At 57.3% G+C, this 20705-nt stretch carries 21 protein-coding genes, 1 tRNA gene and 1 pseudogene; 14 read left to right on the top strand and 9 right to left on the bottom strand.

Going from position 1 to position 20705, the window contains the following annotated elements:
• The first annotated feature begins 132 nt into the window (after positions 1-132).
• The 3 genes and pseudogenes from JEM67_RS06285 to JEM67_RS06275 all read left to right on the top strand — a co-directional run.
• A complete protein-coding gene (locus JEM67_RS06285) occupies positions 133-453 on the top strand; it encodes a LysR substrate-binding domain-containing protein (RefSeq protein WP_199636525.1) in 321 nt (106 codons plus the stop codon).
• Positions 454-879: 426 nt separating this feature from the next.
• Entirely contained in the window at positions 880-1803 is a 924-nt protein-coding gene (locus tag JEM67_RS06280) for an alpha/beta hydrolase (RefSeq protein ID WP_199636527.1), read from the top strand.
• A 339-nt stretch (positions 1804-2142) separates the two neighbouring features.
• A pseudogene (locus JEM67_RS06275) lies at positions 2143-2547 on the top strand (tyrosine-type recombinase/integrase); the annotation flags it as partial.
• 15 nt (positions 2548-2562) lie between these two features.
• On the opposite strand, the gene JEM67_RS06270 reads toward JEM67_RS06275, so the two are convergent.
• The 3 genes from JEM67_RS06270 to JEM67_RS06260 all read right to left on the bottom strand — a co-directional run bounded on the left by JEM67_RS06270 (position 2563) and on the right by JEM67_RS06260 (position 3279).
• A tRNA-Arg gene (locus tag JEM67_RS06270) sits at positions 2563-2639 on the bottom strand.
• A gap of 146 nt (positions 2640-2785) precedes the next feature.
• Positions 2786-3082 (bottom strand): hypothetical protein, encoded by a 297-nt coding sequence (locus JEM67_RS06265; RefSeq protein WP_233527739.1) that lies wholly within the window; start codon positions 3080-3082, stop codon positions 2786-2788.
• The gene (locus tag JEM67_RS06260; RefSeq protein ID WP_037430385.1) at positions 3079-3279 is read right to left on the bottom strand and encodes a hypothetical protein; all 201 of its coding nucleotides are present in this window, start codon (positions 3277-3279) and stop codon (positions 3079-3081) included. The genes JEM67_RS06265 and JEM67_RS06260 overlap by 4 nt, the downstream gene beginning before the upstream one ends.
• A gap of 209 nt (positions 3280-3488) precedes the next feature.
• On the opposite strand from JEM67_RS06260, the gene folD reads away from it, so the two are divergent.
• Both folD and ybcJ read left to right on the top strand, forming a co-directional pair.
• Positions 3489-4355, top strand: coding sequence for a bifunctional methylenetetrahydrofolate dehydrogenase/methenyltetrahydrofolate cyclohydrolase FolD (folD, locus tag JEM67_RS06255; RefSeq protein ID WP_006324012.1), 867 nt, complete (start codon positions 3489-3491; stop codon positions 4353-4355).
• Between the two features lie 10 nt (positions 4356-4365).
• Positions 4366-4578: a ribosome-associated protein YbcJ gene (ybcJ, locus tag JEM67_RS06250; protein ID WP_004949428.1), complete on the top strand. Its 213-nt coding sequence runs from the start codon at positions 4366-4368 to the stop codon at positions 4576-4578.
• Positions 4579-4639: 61 nt separating this feature from the next.
• On the opposite strand, the gene cysS is transcribed toward ybcJ, so the two are convergent.
• Positions 4640-6025, bottom strand: coding sequence for a cysteine--tRNA ligase (cysS, locus tag JEM67_RS06245; RefSeq protein WP_199636531.1), 1386 nt, complete (start codon positions 6023-6025; stop codon positions 4640-4642).
• A 302-nt stretch (positions 6026-6327) separates the two neighbouring features.
• On the opposite strand from cysS, the gene ppiB reads away from it, so the two are divergent.
• The 4 genes from ppiB to purK all read left to right on the top strand — a co-directional run bounded on the left by ppiB (position 6328) and on the right by purK (position 9310).
• Positions 6328-6822 (top strand): peptidylprolyl isomerase B, encoded by a 495-nt coding sequence (gene ppiB, locus JEM67_RS06240; protein ID WP_006322339.1) that lies wholly within the window; start codon positions 6328-6330, stop codon positions 6820-6822.
• Positions 6823-6832: 10 nt separating this feature from the next.
• A complete protein-coding gene (locus tag JEM67_RS06235; protein ID WP_199636532.1) occupies positions 6833-7555 on the top strand; it encodes a UDP-2,3-diacylglucosamine diphosphatase in 723 nt (240 codons plus the stop codon).
• Between the two features lie 166 nt (positions 7556-7721).
• Positions 7722-8246: a 5-(carboxyamino)imidazole ribonucleotide mutase gene (purE, locus tag JEM67_RS06230; protein WP_013811811.1), complete on the top strand. Its 525-nt coding sequence runs from the start codon at positions 7722-7724 to the stop codon at positions 8244-8246.
• Entirely contained in the window at positions 8243-9310 is a 1068-nt protein-coding gene (gene purK, locus JEM67_RS06225; protein WP_199636533.1) for a 5-(carboxyamino)imidazole ribonucleotide synthase, read from the top strand. Before purE ends, purK begins: the two co-directional genes overlap by 4 nt.
• A 66-nt stretch (positions 9311-9376) precedes the next feature.
• On the opposite strand, the gene galE is transcribed toward purK, so the two are convergent.
• The 4 genes from galE to ybbA form a co-directional block, all read right to left on the bottom strand.
• The gene (gene galE, locus JEM67_RS06220; protein ID WP_199636684.1) at positions 9377-10393 is read right to left on the bottom strand and encodes a UDP-glucose 4-epimerase GalE; all 1017 of its coding nucleotides are present in this window, start codon (positions 10391-10393) and stop codon (positions 9377-9379) included.
• A gap of 73 nt (positions 10394-10466) precedes the next feature.
• On the bottom strand, positions 10467-11873 hold the full coding sequence (locus JEM67_RS06215) for a sugar porter family MFS transporter (RefSeq protein ID WP_199636534.1): 1407 nt from the start codon (positions 11871-11873) through the stop codon (positions 10467-10469).
• A gap of 420 nt (positions 11874-12293) precedes the next feature.
• Complete coding sequence (gene ybbP / locus JEM67_RS06210) at positions 12294-14726, bottom strand: putative ABC transporter permease subunit YbbP (protein WP_199636535.1); 2433 nt, start codon at positions 14724-14726, stop codon at positions 12294-12296.
• Positions 14723-15409: a putative ABC transporter ATP-binding protein YbbA gene (gene ybbA / locus JEM67_RS06205; RefSeq protein WP_013811808.1), complete on the bottom strand. Its 687-nt coding sequence runs from the start codon at positions 15407-15409 to the stop codon at positions 14723-14725. Before ybbA ends, ybbP begins: the two co-directional genes overlap by 4 nt.
• Between ybbA and tesA the strand changes: the two genes are divergently transcribed.
• The 3 genes from tesA to JEM67_RS06190 all read left to right on the top strand — a co-directional run bounded on the left by tesA (position 15380) and on the right by JEM67_RS06190 (position 17754).
• Complete coding sequence (tesA, locus tag JEM67_RS06200; RefSeq protein WP_042437248.1) at positions 15380-16018, top strand: multifunctional acyl-CoA thioesterase I/protease I/lysophospholipase L1; 639 nt, start codon at positions 15380-15382, stop codon at positions 16016-16018. The genes ybbA and tesA overlap by 30 nt on opposite strands.
• Before the next feature lie 25 nt (positions 16019-16043).
• Entirely contained in the window at positions 16044-16820 is a 777-nt protein-coding gene (locus tag JEM67_RS06195; RefSeq protein WP_004949412.1) for an SDR family oxidoreductase, read from the top strand.
• A gap of 79 nt (positions 16821-16899) precedes the next feature.
• The gene (locus JEM67_RS06190; protein WP_041415927.1) at positions 16900-17754 is read left to right on the top strand and encodes a thioredoxin family protein; all 855 of its coding nucleotides are present in this window, start codon (positions 16900-16902) and stop codon (positions 17752-17754) included.
• A gap of 128 nt (positions 17755-17882) precedes the next feature.
• Here the strand turns inward: JEM67_RS06190 and cfa are convergent, their stop codons facing one another.
• Entirely contained in the window at positions 17883-19034 is a 1152-nt protein-coding gene (cfa, locus tag JEM67_RS06185; RefSeq protein WP_199636536.1) for a cyclopropane fatty acyl phospholipid synthase, read from the bottom strand.
• Positions 19035-19296: 262 nt separating this feature from the next.
• On the opposite strand from cfa, the gene JEM67_RS06180 reads away from it, so the two are divergent.
• Positions 19297-20202 (top strand): SPFH domain-containing protein, encoded by a 906-nt coding sequence (locus JEM67_RS06180; protein WP_013811804.1) that lies wholly within the window; start codon positions 19297-19299, stop codon positions 20200-20202.
• A 2-nt stretch (positions 20203-20204) separates the two neighbouring features.
• Positions 20205-20675: an NfeD family protein gene (locus JEM67_RS06175; RefSeq protein WP_199636537.1), complete on the top strand. Its 471-nt coding sequence runs from the start codon at positions 20205-20207 to the stop codon at positions 20673-20675.
• Positions 20676-20705: the final 30 nt, after the last annotated feature.

Raw genomic sequence — 20705 nt, 5'->3', positions numbered from 1 at the left:
GATATAGTCACATCCAACCCATGGATTGAAATTGAAGGTAGCCATCCTGTTCTATATCAACGCTGTAACCCCTTGGCTAGGCGGGGCAATGGCTCGCCGGGTTTTATCGTCATACTGGCACTACATCAGTGCGTGTTCGGCGAATGGCCGCGTGTTGTTGCACGCGACAAAAATGAGATCCAGCGTGTGCACCTCGATCAGCGCCAGCGCTTTCCTGAGAGTGTGTTCGCTTTCGACGACCTGACGCGGCTGGCCGATATCGACATTCGTGTGGTTGCAACAGAAAGGCTCATGATTGCTCTGCCTGAACATCATCCTCTGGCCGCTGAACCCGCAGTAGCACTTAAGGACCTGTCGGGGATAGCGTTTGATAAAGTGCCTCATCTTCATTCGAAACTGCTTATGGCCTGTGATGAAGCCGGTTTCAGCCCACAGGTTGTGACCGAACCTTAGCTTGGCAGATTGCCAGTATTCTCAGTCTGATCAGTTCAGGGATGGGGATTGCGTTATTACCGGCTCAGGCGCGCAACAGCCATTACCGTGGCGCGGTTTTCCGGTGGGTTGCAGACAAGTCACCGCATCTTGAACTTAAAATTGCCGCAGCCTGCCGCAGTGGTGACTGTTCCTTTACCGTGAGCGCCATGACTTCTGTTATCAGCAAAACAGGGGAGCAGCTATCGCTGCACTTAAGAATAATGAACGCCTTAAACTGGTAATACATTTATGATATTGAAATTCAGATAATTAATATTATACACATTACCCGTCAGAGGTTTACATTGAAGTCTCAATCCATATATCTTCCTGGCAATCTAAAAAGTGGCGTCTGTGCTGCAGCACTACAATCAGCACTGATACCTGAATTGTGAGACCACGCTAATGAGCCGTGAGCAACGTAAAAAACTGAACGCTAAATTTGGTCTACCCAATCCGAATGCGGACACGGCGCGCAGCATTGAACAAATCAGGGCCGGATTCGCGGCCTTGATGGGAACGATGCAGGTACCTGAAGGTACCACCATGACAACAACGCAACTCGGCAGTCAGCGCACACTTGTCATTGAAGCCTGTGAACAAAAAAAAGAAGGGATTATCCTCTATTTCCACGGGGGCTCAGGCTCTATAGGATCGCCGGAAACGGCTATGTCCCTGACGTCCAGCCTGGTTGTCAGAACGGGGCTGACGGCTTATTCACTTGATTATCGTCTAGCCCCGGAAAACCCATTCCCGGCAGGGCTTGAGGACTGTACTGCCGCGTACCGTGAATTACTGGAGCAGGGTATCAACCCAAAATCCATCGTCTTTGCCGGTGACTCCGCCGGGGGGGGACTATGTGTCACCACCTGCCTGAATGCCCGCAAGCAGGGACTGCCACTACCTGGCGCACTGGTCACGTTCTCAGCGGGTTTTGATGCCACGCGCTCAGGGGAGAGTGTGGATACCAAAGACGGGATCGACCCTTTCTTCACGAAAGCTGAATTCCGTAACCCAAATGGTTTTTTCAGTATGTATATCGGTCAGAGTGACCCACATCAGGAGCTACTTTCTCCGGTCCTGTATGCAGATCTGCATGGTTTTCCGCCAATGTTGCTCCAGGTGGGAACTAATGAACTGCTGCTTGATGACTCCACCCGGATGGCAAAAAGGGCCCGGGATGCCGAGGTGGATGTTATTCTTGATGTGACCGCTGATGTGCCCCATGTATTCCAGGCATTTACAGGAAAACTGGAAGAAGCAGATTTTGCGCTGGACAGAGCAGCAATGTTTATAACTCAGCAAATCTGCCGATCTGTTAAAAAATAGGCTAACCAGAGTAAGACAATATTTCTTTGCGCTGACATAACTGATTCATATAACGCAAGTTGTGTATAGAAGGGCGTCAGTTCCTTACTAGCCATGGTTATCAGGGGCGACATTAGTTCGCCCCTTCATTGATATCGTCGCTTTTGATTTCGATGTGAATAATCATGTTTTGCGGGTTATCAGTAAAGAATGGGCTGATATGAAGCTGACCTGCCCCCCGTTGATTAGTACACCCCGATATTAGCCATGTCTTCATAAGCCACATGAGGACATCCCCATGAAGAAGCGTTTTTCCGACCAACAGATCATCAGTATTCTCCGCGAGGCTAAAGCCGGGGTACCGCCTGCAAAACGCTGAGGGATCAGATTGGTCGTCATTCCCGGTATGTGTTTGTGCATACGACGGCGCGAAAACGTCCCGGCGGAGGTATGACACCAGCCGTCAGGAAAATGCGCGTTGACGATAACTCAGCCTGGAATACAGGAAAGCGTCGCGCTGGCATTACTGATTTCCGATTTCACGATCTGAAACATACCTGGGCAAGCTGGTTGGTTCAGGCGGGAGTACCACTGTCAGCACTGCAAGAAATGGGAGATTGGGAGAGCATAGAGATGGTTCAGCGTTACGCTCACCTTTCCCCTTCCCACTTAACCGAACATGCGAGAAAAATTGACGAAGTCTTGGCGGGCAATGTCACTAATCTGGCACTTTTGGAAAATGTAGTTGTTGGAGAGCAGAGGTAATTCATTGAAATTTAATGGTACGCCCTACAGGGCTCGAACCTGTGACCTACGGCTTAGAAGGCCGTTGCTCTATCCAACTGAGCTAAGGGCGCATTGGGATGCGACAACCGGGGGTTGCGGGTTGGGATTATACGGTCAGAGGTCACTGAGTCAATGCCTTTTCATGACGTTACGGCGGCAGCCGTGCTTTATGGCGATTTTTCGCCCATCCCCCGTGCCGCCCATTGGGCCAGCACCTTCATTTATCTTGGGTGAGATCCGGCAGCAGGCTGCTGCTGCGCTGGGCCAGGCCGCGATCGGCGGTGGCGGGAAGGCGTTCGGATTGCTCTTGCCCCGCCGGGCGTTGCAGGCAAACGCGGGCCGAACGCACCACCGCGTTGATATTCCCCCAGTCGGCGTGTTGCGCCGTCAGCAGGTTGCAGGCCGCCGTTAGCTGTTGGCTGAGCGCGGCGCTGACCGGTGCAGCATTTAACGAGGCGCGGCCCAACGGCATCCACGCCAGCAGCATAAAACCTATGCCCACGAGTTTTCTCATGCTCGCATCCTCCGGTACAACGCGTGCAGCCGCGCTCTCCATGAAGGCTGCGCCTTGTGTACGGCGAGTTGGTGCAACGCAATCAGCTGCGCCACATCCGCCGGGTGCAAAGAAGAGTCGAACACCGTTTCACCGACGTGTTTCGGTTGGCTATCAATCGGGTGGTGCAATGAGTGCAACCGGGCGATGACCATCATGATTTTTACTCCCGTACCGCAGTATGAATAATGCCAGCTTACGCAGCAGCCGGTAAAAAAGGCGTAGAGGATCATTCCGTTGGCATAAAAAAAACGTAAATCCCCACCAGCAAACACCGACGATCGCGATTCAACGCCTGACAGCGCGCTCAGCTTCTGACAAAATAGCGCCATCCCCCGCTTTTCTTAATTGATGGATTTCCTCACTGATGGCAGCAAAGATTATTGATGGTAAAACGATTGCGCAGCAGGTTAGAAACGAAGTGGCTGAGCAAGTTAAACAACGTCTGGCGGCCGGCAAACGCGCCCCGGGCCTGGCGGTCGTGCTGGTTGGCGTGAACCCGGCGTCACAGATTTACGTCGCCAGCAAGCGCCGCGCCTGTGATGAAGTGGGCTTCCTCTCCCGCTCTTACGATCTGCCTGCCACCACCAGTGAGGCCGAGCTGCTGGCACTGATCGACAAACTGAACGCCGACGGCGAAATCGACGGCATTCTGGTGCAGTTGCCGCTGCCGGCCGGCATCGATAACGTCAAAGTGCTGGAACGCATCCATCCTGATAAAGACGTCGACGGTTTCCACCCGTACAACGTCGGTCGCCTGTGCCAGCGCGCGCCGAAGCTGCGCCCCTGCACCCCACGGGGCATCGTCACCCTGCTCGAGCGTTATAACATCGACACCTACGGCCTGAATGCCGTGGTGGTTGGCGCATCCAACATCGTTGGCCGCCCGATGAGTATGGAGCTGCTGCTGGCCGGTTGCACCACCACCGTGACCCACCGTTTCACCAAGAATCTGCGTCATCATATTGAAAACGCCGATCTGCTGGTGGTGGCGGTCGGTAAACCGGGCTTTATTCCGGGCGATTGGATCAAACCGGGCGCGATCGTGGTCGATGTCGGCATTAACCGTCTGGAAAGTGGTAAAGTGGTCGGTGACGTGGATTTCGATGCCGCCAGTGAGCGTGCAGCCTACATTACCCCGGTTCCGGGTGGCGTTGGCCCGATGACCGTTGCTACACTGATCCAAAATACCTTGCAGGCCTGCGAGGAATATCACGACGTTCAACCTAAATAAGTAAGGCAGTATGGAAACTTTTAATCTGGATAGTCACCCGCACGTCGAACTGTGCGACCTGCTCAAGTTCCAGGGCTGGTGTGAAAGCGGCGGTGCCGCCAAAGAAGTCATCGCCGAAGGGTTGGTGAAAGTGAACGGCAAAGTCGAAACGCGCAAACGCTGCAAAATCGTCGCCGATCAGGTGGTGGAGTTTAACGGCGGCCAGGTTGTAGTTAAGCCGTAAGCCCCGCTCCATAGAAAAAGGCGCTGGTAATCAGCGCCTTTTTTGTTTGCGGCTGCGCCTGTTACTTACGGCGCCAGGTGGTCCCCTGCGGGCCGTCTTCCAGCACGATATTCATCTCGTTCAACCGATCGCGAGCGGCATCCGCCAGCGCCCAGTCTTTGGCTTTGCGCGCGTCGTTACGTTGTTTGATTAACGCCTCGATCTCCGCCACTTCACCGTCGTCAGCCTGTGCGCCGCTTTGCAGGAACTGTTCCGGCTCCTGTTGCAGCAGGCCCAGCACCTTCGCCAGCTTGCGCAGTTCCGCCGCCAACCCGTTGGCCGCCGCCATGTCTTCACCTTTCAGGCGGTTAACGTCACGCGCCAGATCGAACAGCGCCGAGTAGGCTTCCGGGGTGTTGAAATCGTCGTCCATCGCTTCGCGGAAGCGGGCTTCGAAGGCTTCGCCGCCGGTCGGTTGCGCGTTGGCGTCGGTGCCGCGCAATGCAGTATACAAACGCTCCAGCGCGGTGCGCGCCTGCTTGAGGTTCTCTTCGCTGTAGTTCAGCTGGCTGCGATAGTGGCCGGACATCAGGAAGTAACGCACCGTCTCGGCATCGTAATGGCCGAGCACGTCGCGGATAGTAAAGAAGTTATCCAGCGATTTTGACATCTTCTCGCGGTCGATCATCACCATGCCGGAGTGCATCCAGTAGTTGACGTACGGGCCGTCGTGGGCGCAGCTGGACTGGGCAATCTCGTTCTCGTGATGCGGGAACATCAGATCCGAACCGCCACCGTGGATGTCGAAATGGGTGCCGAGCTGCTTGCAGTTCATGGCGGAACATTCAATGTGCCAGCCTGGGCGGCCCGCACCCCACGGCGATTGCCAGCTCGGTTCGCCCGGTTTGGACATCTTCCACAACACGAAGTCCATCGGGTTGCGCTTCACGTCGTCAATCTCAACGCGCGCGCCGGCCTGCAACTGATCCAGATCCTGGCGTGACAGCAGGCCGTATTGCGGATCGCTATCAATCGAGAACATCACGTCGCCATTGCTGGCTACGTAGGCGTGATCGCGATCGATCAGGCGTTGGGTGATCTCGATGATCTCGGCGATATGCTGGGTGGCGCGCGGCTCTTGATCCGGGCGTTCGATCAGCAGCGAATCGAAGTCCGCGTGCATCTCCGCCAGCATGCGTGCGGTCAGTTGATCGCAGCTTTCGCCGTTTTCTGTCGCGCGGCGGATAATTTTGTCGTCAACGTCAGTCACATTGCGCACATAGTTCAGCGAATAGCCGAGAAAACGCAGGTAACGCGCCACCACGTCGAAAGCGACAAAGGTACGCCCGTGGCCGATATGACACAGGTCATAGATGGTTACCCCGCACACGTACATGCCCACTTTGCCGGCATGAATGGGTTTGAATTCCTCTTTTTGACGACTCATGGTATTAAAAATCTTTAGCATCGGGACATTCCGTGGTGTGCGTGATAACAAAAATGATAATTAGGCTGTTCATCCAGCAACGTATTGAAACCCGAAGCCTGATCTAATGCAAGGTTAAGCCCGCGCTTTGCTGCGCCGGGTTGCACAAATCGGTGAAAAATCAGCGCCTGCCATAATTGTTATAATATAACAACACCCGATTTACCACAGAGCCTGCGCGGTTTAGCCGCTGCTGACTCGTTAAAAGAGATATGTTATAAGGTCGGTCTGAATGTTCACTCGCTCTACGTGACGTCTCACTTCATCTTGTTAGGACTAAAACTATGGTTACTTTCCACACTAATCACGGCGACATCGTTATCAATACCTTTGCTGACAAAGCGCCGGTTACCGTTGAAAACTTCCTGAACTACTGCCGTGCAGGTTTCTACGACAACACTATCTTCCACCGTGTTATCAATGGTTTCATGATTCAGGGCGGCGGTTTTGAGCCAGGCATGAACCAGAAAGACACCAAAGCGACCATCAAGAACGAAGCCAACAACGGTCTGAAAAACACCGTGGGCACCCTGGCGATGGCGCGTACCAACGATCCGCACTCCGCTACCGCTCAGTTCTTCATCAACGTGGCTGACAACGACTTCCTGAACTTCCGCGCTGAGAACGCGCAAGGCTGGGGTTACTGCGTATTTGCCGAAGTGGTTGAAGGCATGGACGTGGTCAACAAGATCAAAGCCGTGAAAACTGGCCGCAGCGGCATGCACCAGGACGTTCCGGTAGAAGACGTGATCGTCACCAGCGTTACCGTCGGCGAGTAATCGCGGCTGCATGAACACGCTGTTCATCGCGGATCTGCACTTATGCGCACAGGAACCGGCAATCACTGCCGGTTTTCTGCGTTTTTTGCGGCACGATGCTCCCCACGCCGAAGCCCTGTACATTCTTGGCGATCTGTTCGAAGCCTGGATCGGCGATGACGATCCCGAACCCTTGCACGCGGAGATTGCCGCCGCGCTGAAGACGCTGCAACAAGCCGGCGTGCCCTGCTACTTTATCCACGGCAACCGCGATTTCCTGCTCGGCAAGCGCTTTGCCCGCGCCAGCGGCATGCATCTGCTGCCGGAAGAAAAAGTGCTGGAGCTGTACGGCCGCAAAATCCTGATCCTGCACGGCGACACGCTGTGTACCGACGATCAGGCTTACCAGCGGTTCCGCCGCAAGGTGCACAATCCGTTAATCCAGAAGCTGTTTTTGGCCATGCCACTGCGCTGGCGCCTGAAGATCGCCGCCAAGATGCGCGCTCGCAGCCGGCAGAGCAATCAGGGCAAATCGCAAGCCATTATGGACGTCAACCCACAGGCGGTTGAGCAGGCGATGCTGAGCCATAACGTGCACTGGATGATCCACGGCCACACCCACCGCCCGGCGGTGCATGAGCTGGAATTGAGCAACGGCAAGGCTCAGCGCGTGGTATTGGGCGCCTGGCACGCTGAAGGTTCGATGATCAAAGTCAGCGCCGACGCCGTCGAACTGATCCAATTCCCTTTCTAACCCCCTGACTTGCCACGCGAGTGAAAAAATTCGCGTTTTCGACGGTGAAAACCGGCGACGCAACCGTTTTCCTCGCCGTGCGCTCATGGTATGATCTGCGCCCTCATTCGGCCTCCCGCCGCAGGCAACCGGCCGTCGTTTGTACACTTACAGGAGCCTTACACCCATGGGAGCCAACGCCGCTTCAGCCACCAACGCTGGGGTTAAAATCGCAATTGTAATGGGATCGAAAAGTGACTGGGCCACCATGCAGTTCGCGGCCGAAATCCTGACCCAACTCGATGTCCCGTTCCATGTCGAAGTCGTTTCCGCTCATCGCACGCCAGACAAGCTGTTCAGTTTCGCCGAACAGGCCGGTGCCAACGGCTTTGACGTGATCATTGCCGGTGCGGGCGGTGCTGCGCACCTGCCGGGTATGCTGGCGGCGAAAACGCTGGTTCCGGTGCTGGGTGTTCCGGTACAAAGCGCCGCGCTGAGCGGTGTAGACAGCCTGTATTCTATCGTGCAAATGCCACGCGGCATTCCGGTCGGTACCCTGGCGATCGGCAAAGCCGGTGCGGCCAACGCCGCGCTGCTGGCAGCGCAAATTCTGGCGCTGCACGACACCGCGCTGGCGCAACGTCTGGCCGACTGGCGCCAGGCGCAAACCGAAGACGTGCTGAACAACCCGGATCCGCGGGAGGAAGCATGAAGCCGGTTTGCGTACTGGGCAACGGCCAACTGGGGCGCATGCTGCGCCAGGCCGGTGAACCGCTGGGCATCGCCGTTTACCCGGTCGGCATCGACGCCGAACCGGAAGCGGTACCCTATCAAAACAGCGTGATCACCGCCGAAATCGAACGCTGGCCGGAAACCGCGCTGACGCGTGAACTGGCAACCCATAACAGCTTCGTCAATCGCGATATTTTCCCCCGTCTGGCCGACCGCCTGACGCAAAAACAGCTGCTCGATCAGCTCGGCCTGACCACCGCGCCGTGGCAATTGCTGGCCGATGCCGCCGAGTGGCCGCAGGTGTTCGCCACCCTCGGTGAACTGGCGATCGTCAAACGTCGCGTTGGCGGTTACGACGGCCGCGGTCAATGGCGCTTGCGCCCGGGCCAGGAAGCGGAACTGCCAGCGGATGCCTACGGCGAGTGCATCGTCGAGCAGGGGATTAACTTTTCCGGCGAGGTTTCGCTGGTGGGCGCGCGCGGGCACGACGGCAAGTCGGTGTTCTATCCGCTGACCCATAACCTGCATGAAGAAGGCATTCTGCGCACCAGCGTGGCGCTGCCGCAGCCTGACCCCGCCCTGCAACGGCAAGCTGAGCAGATGCTGGCGGCGATCCTCGACGAGCTGAACTACGTCGGCGTGATGGCGATGGAGTGCTTTATCGTTGGCGACAGCCTGCTGATTAACGAGCTGGCACCACGGGTGCACAACAGCGGCCACTGGACGCAAAACGGCGCCTCCATCAGCCAGTTCGAACTGCATCTGCGCGCTATTCTCGCCCTGCCGCTGCCGAAACCGGTAGTGAGCACGCCGTCAGTGATGGTCAATCTGATCGGCACCGCCGTGAATCAACAGTGGCTGGCGCTGCCGTTGGTGCATTTGCACTGGTATGAGAAAGAGGTGCGCGAAGGCCGCAAGGTCGGCCACCTCAACCTGAACGATCCGAGCGCCGCCGCGCTGCAACAGGCATTGCACGCACTGGCACCGCTGCTGCCGGCCGAATACCAGAGCGGCCTGGCCTGGGCGCAGCAAAAGCTGACTTAAGGTTTACTCCGCAACAAAATCAAAGGGTTCAGCCAGGCTGAACCCTTTTTTACTGCCAATGAAAAACTATCGGGTATAGCCCTGCGGATTTTTGCTTTGCCAGTTCCAGGTATCGCGCATCATCGCATCGAGTCCGCGCTGCACTTCCCAGCCCAGGTCGCGTTTAGCCAGGCTGACATCGGCCCAGAAAGCGGGCAAATCCCCGGCACGGCGCGGTAAAATCTGATAAGGCACGGCAACGCCGGCAGCTTTCTCAAACGCATGCACCATCTCCAGCACCGAATGCCCCACCCCGGACCCCAGGTTATAAGCTTTAAAACCGGCGATCTGCTTTAGGTGATCCATCGCCGCCAGGTGACCCTGCGCAAGATCCATCACGTGAATGTAATCGCGCACGCCGGTTCCGTCTTTGGTGGGATAGTCCCCGCCGAACACGCTCAGATACTCCCGTTTACCGACGGCCACCTGAGCAATATAAGGCAACAGATTATTCGGGATGCCGCTGGGGTCTTCCCCCATCAATCCAGACTCATGGGCGCCCACCGGGTTGAAGTAGCGCAGAGAAACAATGGAAAAGGCCGGTTCAGCCTTGGCGAAATCCTGCAGGATCTGCTCCACCATCCACTTGGAGGTGCCGTAAGGGCTGGTCGTGCCGCCAATCGGCATGTCCTCCCGGTAAGGTACCGGCGCATCTTCGCCGTACACCGTCGCCGAAGAGCTGAAGATAAACTGATGAACCCCGGCGTCGCGCATGGCTTCCAGCAATACCAGCGTGCCCGCTACGTTGTTCTGGTAGTATTCCAGCGGTTTGCGGGTGGATTCTCCCACCGCTTTCAGGCCGGCGAAATGGATCACCGAAGCGATCTGGTACTCGCCGAAGATCCGGCTCAGGCACGCCGCGTCCCGCACATCCCCCTGATAGAACACCGCCGCTTTACCGGTCAGTTGCTCTGCACGGCGTAAAGACTCTTCGGAGGCGTTGATCAAATTATCCAACACCACCACCTCTTCACCGCGCTCCAACAGCGCCAGTACCGCATGTGAACCTATGTATCCGGCGCCGCCGGTCACTAAAATCGCCATCATGCTCCCCTTTCATCAGCATCGGGCGCTAACACCCGATGCCTAAGTCTGTTTCATGCGCGCAGCCAGCCGACTAGCGCGTACCGATGTTGCGTAATGGCTTGCCGGCCATCAGATTGCGTTCGATATGTTCCAGAGAGATATTTTTGGTCTCAGGGATCAACGCCAGCGTAATAAAGATAAACACTACGTTGAGCGCCGCGTAGACCCAAAAGGTATAGGCGCTGCCCAGCGAATTGAGCATGGTCAGGAAAGTCGCCCCGACGATCATGTTGGCGATCCAGTTGGTGGCGGTGGAACAGGTGATGCCAAAATCACGGCCCTTCAGCGGCTGGATCTCTGAACACAGCACCCAAATCAACGGGCCGGCGCTCATGGCGAAACCGACAATAAACATCAACAACATGATGACGGCGAAATATTGCGTCGCCGGTGAGCTCATGCCGATACTCATCATTGTTCCCAGTGCGCCCATGCCCACCGCCATCACGATAAAACCGAGGATCAGCGTCGGTTTGCGACCCCAGCGATCCACCAACCCAATGGCGATAAAGGTGGCCAGCACGTTAACCAACCCGACAATCACCGTGCCCCACATCTGCTGTTCGGTACTGGCAAAACCCGCCAGGCCAAAAATCTTCGGCGCGTAATACATAGTGACGTTCATGCCGGTAAACTGCTGCATAACCTGCAACAGAATGCCGAGGAAAACGGCGCGGCGGAAATTTTTATTATCCTTGAACAGTGCCCAGCCACTCTGCTTCAGCTTGAGGCTTTCACGGATTTCGTTCAATTCATGCTGCGCCTGGGCGCTGCTGTCGCGCAGCTTTTCCAGCACCTGACGCGCCTGTTCATGGCGATTGCGCGAGGCCAGCCAGCGCGGGCTGTCCGGCAGGAAGAACACGCCAACCAGCAGCAAGCCGGCTGGAATGGTGATAACCCCCAGCATCCAGCGCCAGGCGCCGGTGTAACTGAACGCCGTATCAGACAGGTAGGCAGCCAAAATCCCGATGGTGATCATCAATTGATACATCGAGATCATGCTGCCGCGAATTTTTTCCGGCGCGATTTCAGACAGGTAAATCGGCGCGGTATAGGAAGCGATGCCCACCGCCAGCCCCAGCAGAATGCGCGAAAGTATCAATATGTCCACATTGGGCGCCGCTGCGGAACATAACGACCCCGCCACGAACAGGATCGCGCCGATCATTAGGCTGTATTTGCGCCCGATGCGGAAATTCATCCAACCGCTGCCCACGGCGCCGACCGCCGCGCCGAACATCATCGAGCTGACCACCCACTCCTGTTGGGAGCTGGTGATGTGAAAAGAGTCGGCAATAAACGGCAAAGCGCCCGCAATCACGCCGATATCCAGACCAAACAGCAACCCAGCTAACGCAGCCAGAAAACAGACGAAAAAAGTCATACCGGCATTCGTCTGGCTTTTATCAGCCGACGCAATTTTGACGGTAACACTCATACAGCCTCCAGTAGATAACATTGAATCAGTTAGCCGTCATGATAGGAGGCAATCCGCAGGCGGTAAGTGAGTGAGATCACACTAGTGGAAACGATTACATTATTTCAATTTTTGCACACTAACGTATCGGCGCGAAAAATCAAACACATAACATTGATTATATTCACAAATAAACTCATATCGCTTGCTAGCAATCTCAAGATAAAAAACACTGCTTATCAGACTTCAATATTAATCTTGAACAACAGCCATTTATTTGTAATCGATTTCACTTAGGTTGCATACTCAACGAAGGATCAAGGCGGGAGGAAAAAGGCATTTTCCAGGCAGGCGGTCATGAAGGGGAATCTGTGGGATTTCAATACAAAAGGTATCGGCCCGGCTCCCGATAACAGGGGGCCGGGCCGACTTTGCAGCGGTTTAACCGTCGTAACTGCGGAACAATGCCTGGCCGCGCAACAGCCGCACGCCCAGCCAGCCGCCACACAGGGACAACAACAGCGCACTGAGCAACGGCAATGCCCACCACAGCACCGGCGTGGGCGCCCACGGGAAATCGAATACCTGGCTTTGCAGCAACCATAGCGCCGCTTCCGCCCCCACCGCCGCCGCGATGCCCGCCACCAGCCCAAGCAGCGCAAACTCGCACCACAGCGTGCTGCGCAACAGACGTTTGCCTGCGCCCAAGGTGCGATACACCACCAGCTCCTGGCGACGCTGCCGCATGCCCACCTGCACCTGCGCCATCAGCAACAAGCCACCGCAAATCACCACCAGCACCACCATCACCTCCAGCGCGCGGCTGACCTGTTGCAGCACCCCGCCGACCTGTTTCAGGATTGACCCGATGTCCAACAGGCTGAGCGTCGGGAATTGCCGGTTGAGCTGGGTCAGCATCTGGCCGTCTCCGTCATAGCGGAAGCTGGTAAGCCAGGTCTGCGGTTGACCGTCCAGCGCACCCGGCGGGAAGATGAAGTAAAAGTTCGGCTTCAGGCTTTCCCAGTCCACCTGCCGCAGGCTGGTGACCTTGGCGCTGAACGACTGGGTATCGCCGCTGAAGGTCAGCGTGTCGCCCAGCTTAACCTTGAGCCGCCCGGCAATGCCCTGATCCATCGACACCTCACCGGCCTTCGGCGGCCAACTGCCCGCCAGTAGTGGATTGTGCGCCGGCAGGCTCGCCAGCCAGGTCAGGTTCAGCTCGCGGTTAACCGCCTCGCCGCCCGGATCGTCCTCGTGTACCCGCTCGGTCGCCACCTGCTGATTAATCTCGGTCAGGCGCACACGCACAATCGGGTAATACGTTTCCGGCTTGACCTGATGCTGCTGCAGGAAGGTTTTCACCTGCGGCACTTGCGCTTCGGTCAGGTTCAGCAGGAAGTAGTTCGGGCTGTCCGGTGGCAGTTGCTGTTGCCAGCGGTCGAGCAGATCGCCACGCAGCACCAGTAACAGCGCCAGCAGCATAAACGACAGCGAAAACGCCGCCAGTTGGCTGACCGTTACCCAGGGCTGATGCAGCAGACGATTGACCGCCAACCGCAGCGCCAGATTCTTCAGCGTAATGCGGCGCAGCAGCAGCAGGCTGCCCCAGCCGATAGCCCCCAACAGCAGCGCCAACACCAGAATACCGGCGAGAATCGACCACAGCAGCGTACTGGCCCCCATCAATGCAGTCAGCAGCGCCACCACAATCACCGCCGTTACCGGCAGGAAATAGCGCAGCGGCCAAACGTTGGCCACCACGTCACGGCGCAATACCCGCAGCGGTTGGGTCGCCAGCAACTGCCGGTACGGCCGCAGCCCCACCAGCAGCGAAATCATCAGCAAAGCACCGACTGCCCACAACCACGGCCAGGCACCGGCGGCTGGCAGTTCCGCCGGCAGCACCGGTGCCAGCAGCCGAATAAGCACCGCTTCAAACCCCAGGCCGATAATCCCCCCGCACGCTGCCGCCAGCAAAATGACCGCCAGCCACTGGCCGACAATCAGCTTGCGCAAGGCGTTGCGACCGGCACCCAGCGTTTTCAGCACCGCAATCAGATCATAACGGCTGCGGCAATAGTGGCTCATGGCCACCGCCACGGCGGCAATCGACAGCAGCAAGGTCAGCAATGCCGACAGCAACAGGAACTGCTGCGATCGTTGCAGCGATTTGCCCAGCGCGCTGCCGGACTCCTGCAACCCAAACCAACGCTGGTCGGGCTGGAGTTGCGGCGTCAGGCGCGTTTCGTAACGCTGAATGTCCTCCGGCGAACCGGCGAACATATAGCGGTAGCTCAGGCGGCTACCCGGTTGCACCGCCCCGGTTTTATCCACATCCGCCAGGTTGATCATGATGCGCGGCGCAGTCTGGAACGGATTGAAGCCGGAGTCCGGCTCCTGAAGGATTTCACCGGCAATGCGCAGGCGGGTGTCGCCCACGTCCAGCGAGTCCCCCACTTTCACATTCAGCAACGCCAGCAAACGCGGCGCCACCAGTACCGACCCCGGAGCAAGCTTGACGTTGGGCGGGCGCGTCTCCAGCTTGCCGTACAGCGGATAAGCCAGATCGGTGGCCTTCACGTCCGCCAACTGTGGCCGGTCACCGGCGTAGGTCATGGTGGTGAACGACAGCTGGCGGCTCACTTTCAGCCCTTCCTGTTGCGCATCCAGCAGCCAGCCTTCCGGTACTGGCCGCGCGCTGCGCAGCACCCGGTCACCGGCGATAAAATCACGGCTTTGCTGGCTCAGCCCCTTGTCCATGCGATCGCTGATGCTCCCCAGCGCCAGTACGCAGGCCATTGACAGCGTCAGCGCCAGCCAAACGATCAGCAGTGACGGCGAACGCCATTCCCGCCAAAACCAACGCCAGATCATGCTTCCTCCCACAGCTTGCCTTCACGCAGGCGCAGCCGCCGCTGGCAGCGCGCCGCCAGGGTTTCGTCATGGGTGACCAGGATCAGGGTGGTGGCGAAATCGCGGTTGAGGGAGAACAGTAAATCGGCGATGCGTTCGCCAGTCTGGCGATCGAGGTTACCGGTCGGTTCATCGGCAAACAGCACCCGCGGCCGGCCGCTGAACGCACGCGCCAACGCGACCCGCTGCTGCTCGCCGCCCGATAGTTGCGCCGGCAGGTGATCGAGCCGTTTGCCCAGCCCCAACTGCTCCAACAATTGGACCGCCTGCTCGCGGCTCTGCCTGTCGCTCTCACCGCGCAGCAGCGCCGGCAGTTGCACATTCTCCAGCGCGTTAAGCGTCGGCACCAGCATGAATGACTGAAATACAAAGCCGACGTTTTTGGCGCGCAGGGCCGCGCGCCCTTCTTCGTCCAGCGCGGTCAGCGATTCCCCCAACAAATGCACGTCCCCTTCACTGCCGTCGTCCAACCCGGCGAGGATCCCCAGCAGCGTCGATTTGCCCGAGCCGGATTCGCCAATCAGGGCAATTGTCTGTGCGGGTTTGACAACCAGCTCGACTCCGGTAAGGATGGAGAGCTGATGCTCACCCTGACCAACGTGTTTACTAAGATGATGAACTTCAAGAACGTTTTCCGCTGGCATCTTCCCTTCCTTTTGCTGTTGGGATTATTCAGTTTACGCGCTGTCGCCGCCGATACCTTATTGATTTTAGGCGACAGTTTAAGCGCCGGTTACCGCTTGCCGGTGGCGCAGGCCTGGCCGACGCTGCTGGCCGACCAATGGCAGAAAAAACCGGGCGATCCGCAGTTGGTGAACGCCAGCATCAGCGGCGACACCGCCGCACAAGGGCTGGCGCGCTTGCCCGCCCTGCTGAAACAACACCAACCGCGCTGGGTGCTGATCGAACTGGGCGCCAACGACGGCCTGCGCGGTTTTCCGGCGCAGGACGTACAACGCGATCTCAGCCAGATCATTACCCTGGTGCAGCAGGCCGGTGCGCAGCCGCTGCTGATGCAAATCCACATTCCGCCCAACTATGGCCGCCGCTATACCGAGGCTTTCAGCGCGATTTATCCGCAGCTTGCCAGGCAATTCAACATTCCGCTGCTGCCGTTCTACATGGAACAGGTGGTGATCAAAGCGGAATGGATGCAGGATGACGGATTGCATCCCAATAAGGACGCCCAACCGTTTATCGCCACCTGGATGGCGGAACGCCTGGAACCTCTAGTAAAACATGAGTCTAACTAAATAGGGTTGTACACTAGGTAAAGTTATGCAAAAAGCGGTATTGATAACCGGCTGTTCCAGCGGGATAGGACTGATTGCAGCGCAAGATCTGCGTAATCGCGGCTACCGGGTGCTGGCCGCCTGCCGCAAGCCGCAGGACGTGGAAAACATGCGTCAACTGGGGCTGGAAGGCATTGAGTTGGATCTGGACGACAGCGACAGTGTCGAACGCGCCGCGGCGCAGGTGATCGCGCTGACCGGCGGCCGGCTGTATGGCCTGTTCAACAATGGCGGCTTCGGCGTGTACGGCCCGCTGAGCAGCATTTCCCGTCAACAGCTGGAGCGGCAATTCTCCACCAACCTGTTTGGCACCCACCAGTTGACCCAGTTGCTGTTGCCGGCGATGCTGCCGCACGGCGAAGGGCGCATTATTCAAACCAGTTCGGTGATGGGGCTGGTCTCCAGCGCCGGACGCGGCGCCTATGCCGCCAGCAAATTTGCGCTGGAAGCCTGGTCCGACGCGCTGCGCATGGAGCTGCACGGCACCGGCATTCAGGTCAGCCTGATTGAACCCGGCCCGATTTCGACCCACTTTACCCAGAACGTGAACCAGGCGCAGAGCGATAATCCGGTGCATAACCCCGGCATCGCCAAACGCTTGACGCTGCCGCCGGAGGCCATTTTGCCCAAGCTACGCCACGCGCTGGAAAACCCGCGCGCCAGGCTGCGCTATCCGGTGACCCTGCTGGCGCACGCGCTGAGCGTATTGCGCCGCATTCTGCCCGGCCGCTGCCTGGACTGGCTGCTGCGCAGCAACGGTTAATTTGGGTGCCGGGGTTGAAGAATGTCGCCCCGCCCCCATTTAAGAGCCAATGGCTCCGCAAGATCAGAGAGAGAATCACATGCTAGCTCAAGCTGTTGTTGATATTAACGAAACAAACCTGCACCAAACGCTGGAACAATCGATGTCCCTGCCGGTGCTGTTCTACTTCTGGTCAGATCGCAGCCAACACTGCCTGCAGCTCACCCCGATCCTGGATAAGCTGGCGGCGGAATATGCCGGTCAGTTCGTGTTGGCCAAAGTGGACTGCGACGTAGAACAAGCGATCGCCGCACAGTTCGGGCTACGCTCCCTCCCTACGGTTTACCTGTTCAAAGACGGCCAACCGGTCGACGGCTTCCAGGGCCCGCAGCCGGAAGAGGTCATCCGCGAATTCCTGCAGCGCTTCCTGCCGAAGGCAGAAGATCTGAAACTGGCACAGGCAACCGACCTGCTGGCCGAAGGCAACGCGGCTGAAGCGCTGCCGCTGTTGAAAGACGCCTGGCAAGCCAGCCAGCAACGCAGTGATATCGGCCTGACGCTGGCAGAAACCCAGATCGCGCTGAATCGCACTGAAGAGGCCGAAACGGTGCTGGCGACTATTCCTTTACAGGATCGCGATACCCGTTATCAGGGCCTGGTGGCACAAATTGAATTGCTGAAGCAGGCGGCCGACACCCCGGAAATCCAGCTGTTGCAGCAACAGGTGCAACAACAGCCGGAGAACGTCGATTTGGCCGTGCAACTGGCGCTGCAATTGCATCAGGTGGGACGCAACGAAGAAGCGCTGGAACTGCTGATGGGGCATTTGAAGAAAGATCTGGCCGCCGCCAACGGCAGCGCGCGCAAGACGCTGATGGATATTCTGGCCGCACTGGGCACCGGTGACGCATTAGCGGCTAAATACCGTCGTCAGCTGTACTCTCTGCTCTACTAAATACCCTTCGTCTTTCCAGCCGCATCTGTGTTGGCGGCAAGTGTGCAAGTCCCCAGGAGCTTACTCAAGTCAGTGACTGGGGCGCCAAACGCAGCCAACACAGATGCAGCATGAAATATGACGGGGATTTAGCGGTAAACCCGCACCCCACCTTCAACGCCTTTCGGACTGAACAACACTTGCCACAGCTGAATATCGCGCGAACGGAACGCGCCGGCGCAGGCATTCAGGTAATAAGTGAACATCCGCTCGAAACGTTCAGAGTAATTTTCTGACAACGCCGGCCACGCCCGTTTGAAATTCTCATACCAGGCCATCAGCGTGCGATCGTAATCGGCGCCGATATTGTGCCAATCCTCCATCACAAAACGCTTTTCGCTGGCTTCGGCGATGTGGCGCACCGAGGGCAGACAGCCGTTGGGGAAGATGTATTTATCAATCCAGGCATCGACATGGAGATTGGTTTGGTTGGCGCCAATGGTGTGCAGCAGGAACAGACCATCGGGCTTCAGATTACGCGCCGCGACACTGAAATAGGTGTCGTAGTTTTTCGGCCCGACATGTTCAAACATGCCGACGGAAACAATGCGGTCAAACTGGCGGTTCAAATCGCGGTAATCCTGCAGCAGGATCTCCACGTCCAGCCCCTGACAGCGCTCCTGCGCCAGCTTTTGCTGCTCGGCGGAAATGGTCACGCCGTACACCGATACGCCGTAGTTTTCCGCCGCATACTGTGCCAGCCCGCCCCAGCCACAGCCGATGTCCAGCAGCGACATGCCCGGTTTCAGTTGCAGCTTCTCGCAGATCATTTTCAGCTTGGCCAGTTGCGCCTGTTCCAGCGTTTCAGCATCCTTCCAGTAACCGCAGGAATATTGCATATAGGAATCGAGCATCGCACGAAACAGATCGTTGCCGATGTCGTAATGCTCTTTCCCTACCTGCCAGGCGCGTTTGCGCGATTGCCGGTTAAACAGCCGCGCACAGGCGATCCGCGTAATGTCCGCCAGGCTTTTGGGCAGGCGTTCATCAACGCCGAAATGCAGGATGCGGGTAAATAACGCATCCAGTCTTTCGCAATCCCACCAGCCGTCCATATAGCTTTCGCCAAACCCGAGCGAGCCTTCCTGCAGAATGCGTTTAAATAAGCCCGGATTGTGCACCTGAAGATCAAATGCATTATTCCCGTTGATGGTAATGCCGGCCGCAGCCAACATTTCTTCCACGATGAGATACCAGCGATCTTTTTTCTGGGCGAGTTCATCGACACTGATTGAGTCCATAACGATCCTTGGCGCAAGATGTCACTTCAAAAAGCATAGTCGCAAATAGAAATGACAAAAGTTTGAAGATAAGCGCAGCGACAGGTTCCACTCTAGCCAAGGTAGACAACGTCATGAAATGAATTAAAATTATTGGAAACATGCCAATTTGGAATGTTATCGATCCCTTATGCTGATTTATCTCCTGAAAAGACGGGGATATTAGGCTTTCCCCCCGCTCTGGCGTAAAATCTTCTTACATATGTCTGACAGGAGGTTTGCCATGTTTACCCTTATCCCCATCGTGATTGTCGTCGCGCTGATCATCGTCTTCGCCGGCGTCAAAATTGTACCGCAAGGGTTCCAATGGACGGTGGAACGCTTCGGCCGCTATACCAAAACGCTGATGCCCGGTTTGAATCTGGTCGTGCCCTTTATGGATCGCATCGGCAGAAAAATCAATATGATGGAACAGGTTCTGGATATTCCCTCGCAGGAAATCATCTCGCGCGATAACGCCAACGTGGCCATCGATGCGGTGTGCTTTATCCAGGTGGTCGATCCGGCGCGCGCCGCTTACGAGGTCAGCAACCTTGAGCGGGCGATCGTCAACCTGACCATGACCAACTTCCGTACCGTGCTCGGCTCAATGGAGCTGGACGAAATCCTGTCGCAGCGCGACAGCATCAACAGCCGCCTGCTGCATATCGTCGACGAAGCCACCAACCCGTGGGGCGTCAAGATCACCCGTATCGAGATCCGTGATGTACGTCCGCCGGCAGAGCTGATCTCGGCAATGAACGCCCAGATGAAGGCCGAACGAACCAAGCGTGCGGACATTCTGGAGGCCGAAGGCGTACGTCAGGCGGCCATCCTGCGTGCCGAAGGTGACAAGCAGTCGCAAATCCTCAAGGCGGAGGGGGAACGCCAGTCGGCATTCCTGCAGGCCGAAGCGCGTGAACGTGCCGCTGAAGCGGAGGCGCGAGCCACTCAACTGGTTTCCGACGCTATCGCCAGCGGTAATATCCAGGCGGTGAACTATTTTGTGGCGCAGAAATACACCGATGCGCTGCAAAAGATCGGCTCCGCCAACAACAGTAAAGTCATCATGATGCCGCTGGATGCCAGCAGCCTGCTTGGTTCAATTGGTGGCATTGCCGAACTGTTGAAAGACAACAAAGGCAAGTAATCATGCTCGAACAAATTGCAGCAAACCCGCACTGGCTCTGGCTTTCCCTTGGCGGGCTGCTGCTGGCTGCCGAGATGCTCGGCGCCAGCGGTTACCTGTTATGGAGCGGCGTGTCGGCGGTGGTGGTCGGCGCGATGGTCTGGCTGCTGCCACAGCTGGCCTGGGAGTGGCAGGGGGTGATTTTTGCCGTCCTGACCATTGTCGTGGCCTATCTGTGGTGGTACTGGCTGCGCCAGCGGCCGGCGGCGGCAACCAGCGGTTCGCAAGTGCTGAACCAGCGCAACCGCCAGTTGATCGGCACCCGCGCAACGCTGACCGAAGCCATGCACAACGGCATGGGCCGCATTAACATCGGCGACAGCAGTTGGCGCGCGCAGGCCAGTGAAGATCTGGCGATAGGAACCGAAGTGGAAGTTATCGCCGTCGAGGGCGTCACCCTGGTGATCCGTGCGTTGCCGCAACAAGTGCATTAACGAATCAAGCCGGGTTCCCCCGGCTTGTCT

It is taken from the genome of Serratia sp. PAMC26656, from assembly GCF_016469055.2.
GTDB classification, from domain to species: domain Bacteria; phylum Pseudomonadota; class Gammaproteobacteria; order Enterobacterales; family Enterobacteriaceae; genus Serratia; species Serratia plymuthica.
Note: the sequence above shows the minus strand (reverse complement) of the source record. Positions and strands in the feature narration are given on the sequence as shown.

Bases quoted from the DNA above. Each gene is read 5' to 3' on its own strand.
- JEM67_RS06280 (WP_199636527.1), top strand. From the start codon at position 880: ATGAGCCGTGAGCAACGTAAAAAACTGAACGCTAAATTTGGTCTACCC.
- JEM67_RS06265 (WP_233527739.1), bottom strand. From the start codon at position 3,082: ATGAGAAAACTCGTGGGCATAGGTTTTATGCTGCTGGCGTGGATGCCG.
- JEM67_RS06260 (WP_037430385.1), bottom strand. From the start codon at position 3,279: ATGATGGTCATCGCCCGGTTGCACTCATTGCACCACCCGATTGATAGC.
- folD (WP_006324012.1), top strand. From the start codon at position 3,489: ATGGCAGCAAAGATTATTGATGGTAAAACGATTGCGCAGCAGGTTAGA.
- ybcJ (WP_004949428.1), top strand. From the start codon at position 4,366: ATGGAAACTTTTAATCTGGATAGTCACCCGCACGTCGAACTGTGCGAC.
- cysS (WP_199636531.1), bottom strand. From the start codon at position 6,025: ATGCTAAAGATTTTTAATACCATGAGTCGTCAAAAAGAGGAATTCAAA.
- ppiB (WP_006322339.1), top strand. From the start codon at position 6,328: ATGGTTACTTTCCACACTAATCACGGCGACATCGTTATCAATACCTTT.
- JEM67_RS06235 (WP_199636532.1), top strand. From the start codon at position 6,833: ATGAACACGCTGTTCATCGCGGATCTGCACTTATGCGCACAGGAACCG.
- purE (WP_013811811.1), top strand. From the start codon at position 7,722: ATGGGAGCCAACGCCGCTTCAGCCACCAACGCTGGGGTTAAAATCGCA.
- purK (WP_199636533.1), top strand. From the start codon at position 8,243: ATGAAGCCGGTTTGCGTACTGGGCAACGGCCAACTGGGGCGCATGCTG.
- galE (WP_199636684.1), bottom strand. From the start codon at position 10,393: ATGGCGATTTTAGTGACCGGCGGCGCCGGATACATAGGTTCACATGCG.
- JEM67_RS06215 (WP_199636534.1), bottom strand. From the start codon at position 11,873: ATGAGTGTTACCGTCAAAATTGCGTCGGCTGATAAAAGCCAGACGAAT.
- ybbP (WP_199636535.1), bottom strand. From the start codon at position 14,726: ATGATCTGGCGTTGGTTTTGGCGGGAATGGCGTTCGCCGTCACTGCTG.
- tesA (WP_042437248.1), top strand. From the start codon at position 15,380: ATGAACTTCAAGAACGTTTTCCGCTGGCATCTTCCCTTCCTTTTGCTG.
- ybbA (WP_013811808.1), bottom strand. From the start codon at position 15,409: ATGCCAGCGGAAAACGTTCTTGAAGTTCATCATCTTAGTAAACACGTT.
- JEM67_RS06195 (WP_004949412.1), top strand. From the start codon at position 16,044: ATGCAAAAAGCGGTATTGATAACCGGCTGTTCCAGCGGGATAGGACTG.
- JEM67_RS06190 (WP_041415927.1), top strand. From the start codon at position 16,900: ATGCTAGCTCAAGCTGTTGTTGATATTAACGAAACAAACCTGCACCAA.
- cfa (WP_199636536.1), bottom strand. From the start codon at position 19,034: ATGGACTCAATCAGTGTCGATGAACTCGCCCAGAAAAAAGATCGCTGG.
- JEM67_RS06180 (WP_013811804.1), top strand. From the start codon at position 19,297: ATGTTTACCCTTATCCCCATCGTGATTGTCGTCGCGCTGATCATCGTC.
- JEM67_RS06175 (WP_199636537.1), top strand. From the start codon at position 20,205: ATGCTCGAACAAATTGCAGCAAACCCGCACTGGCTCTGGCTTTCCCTT.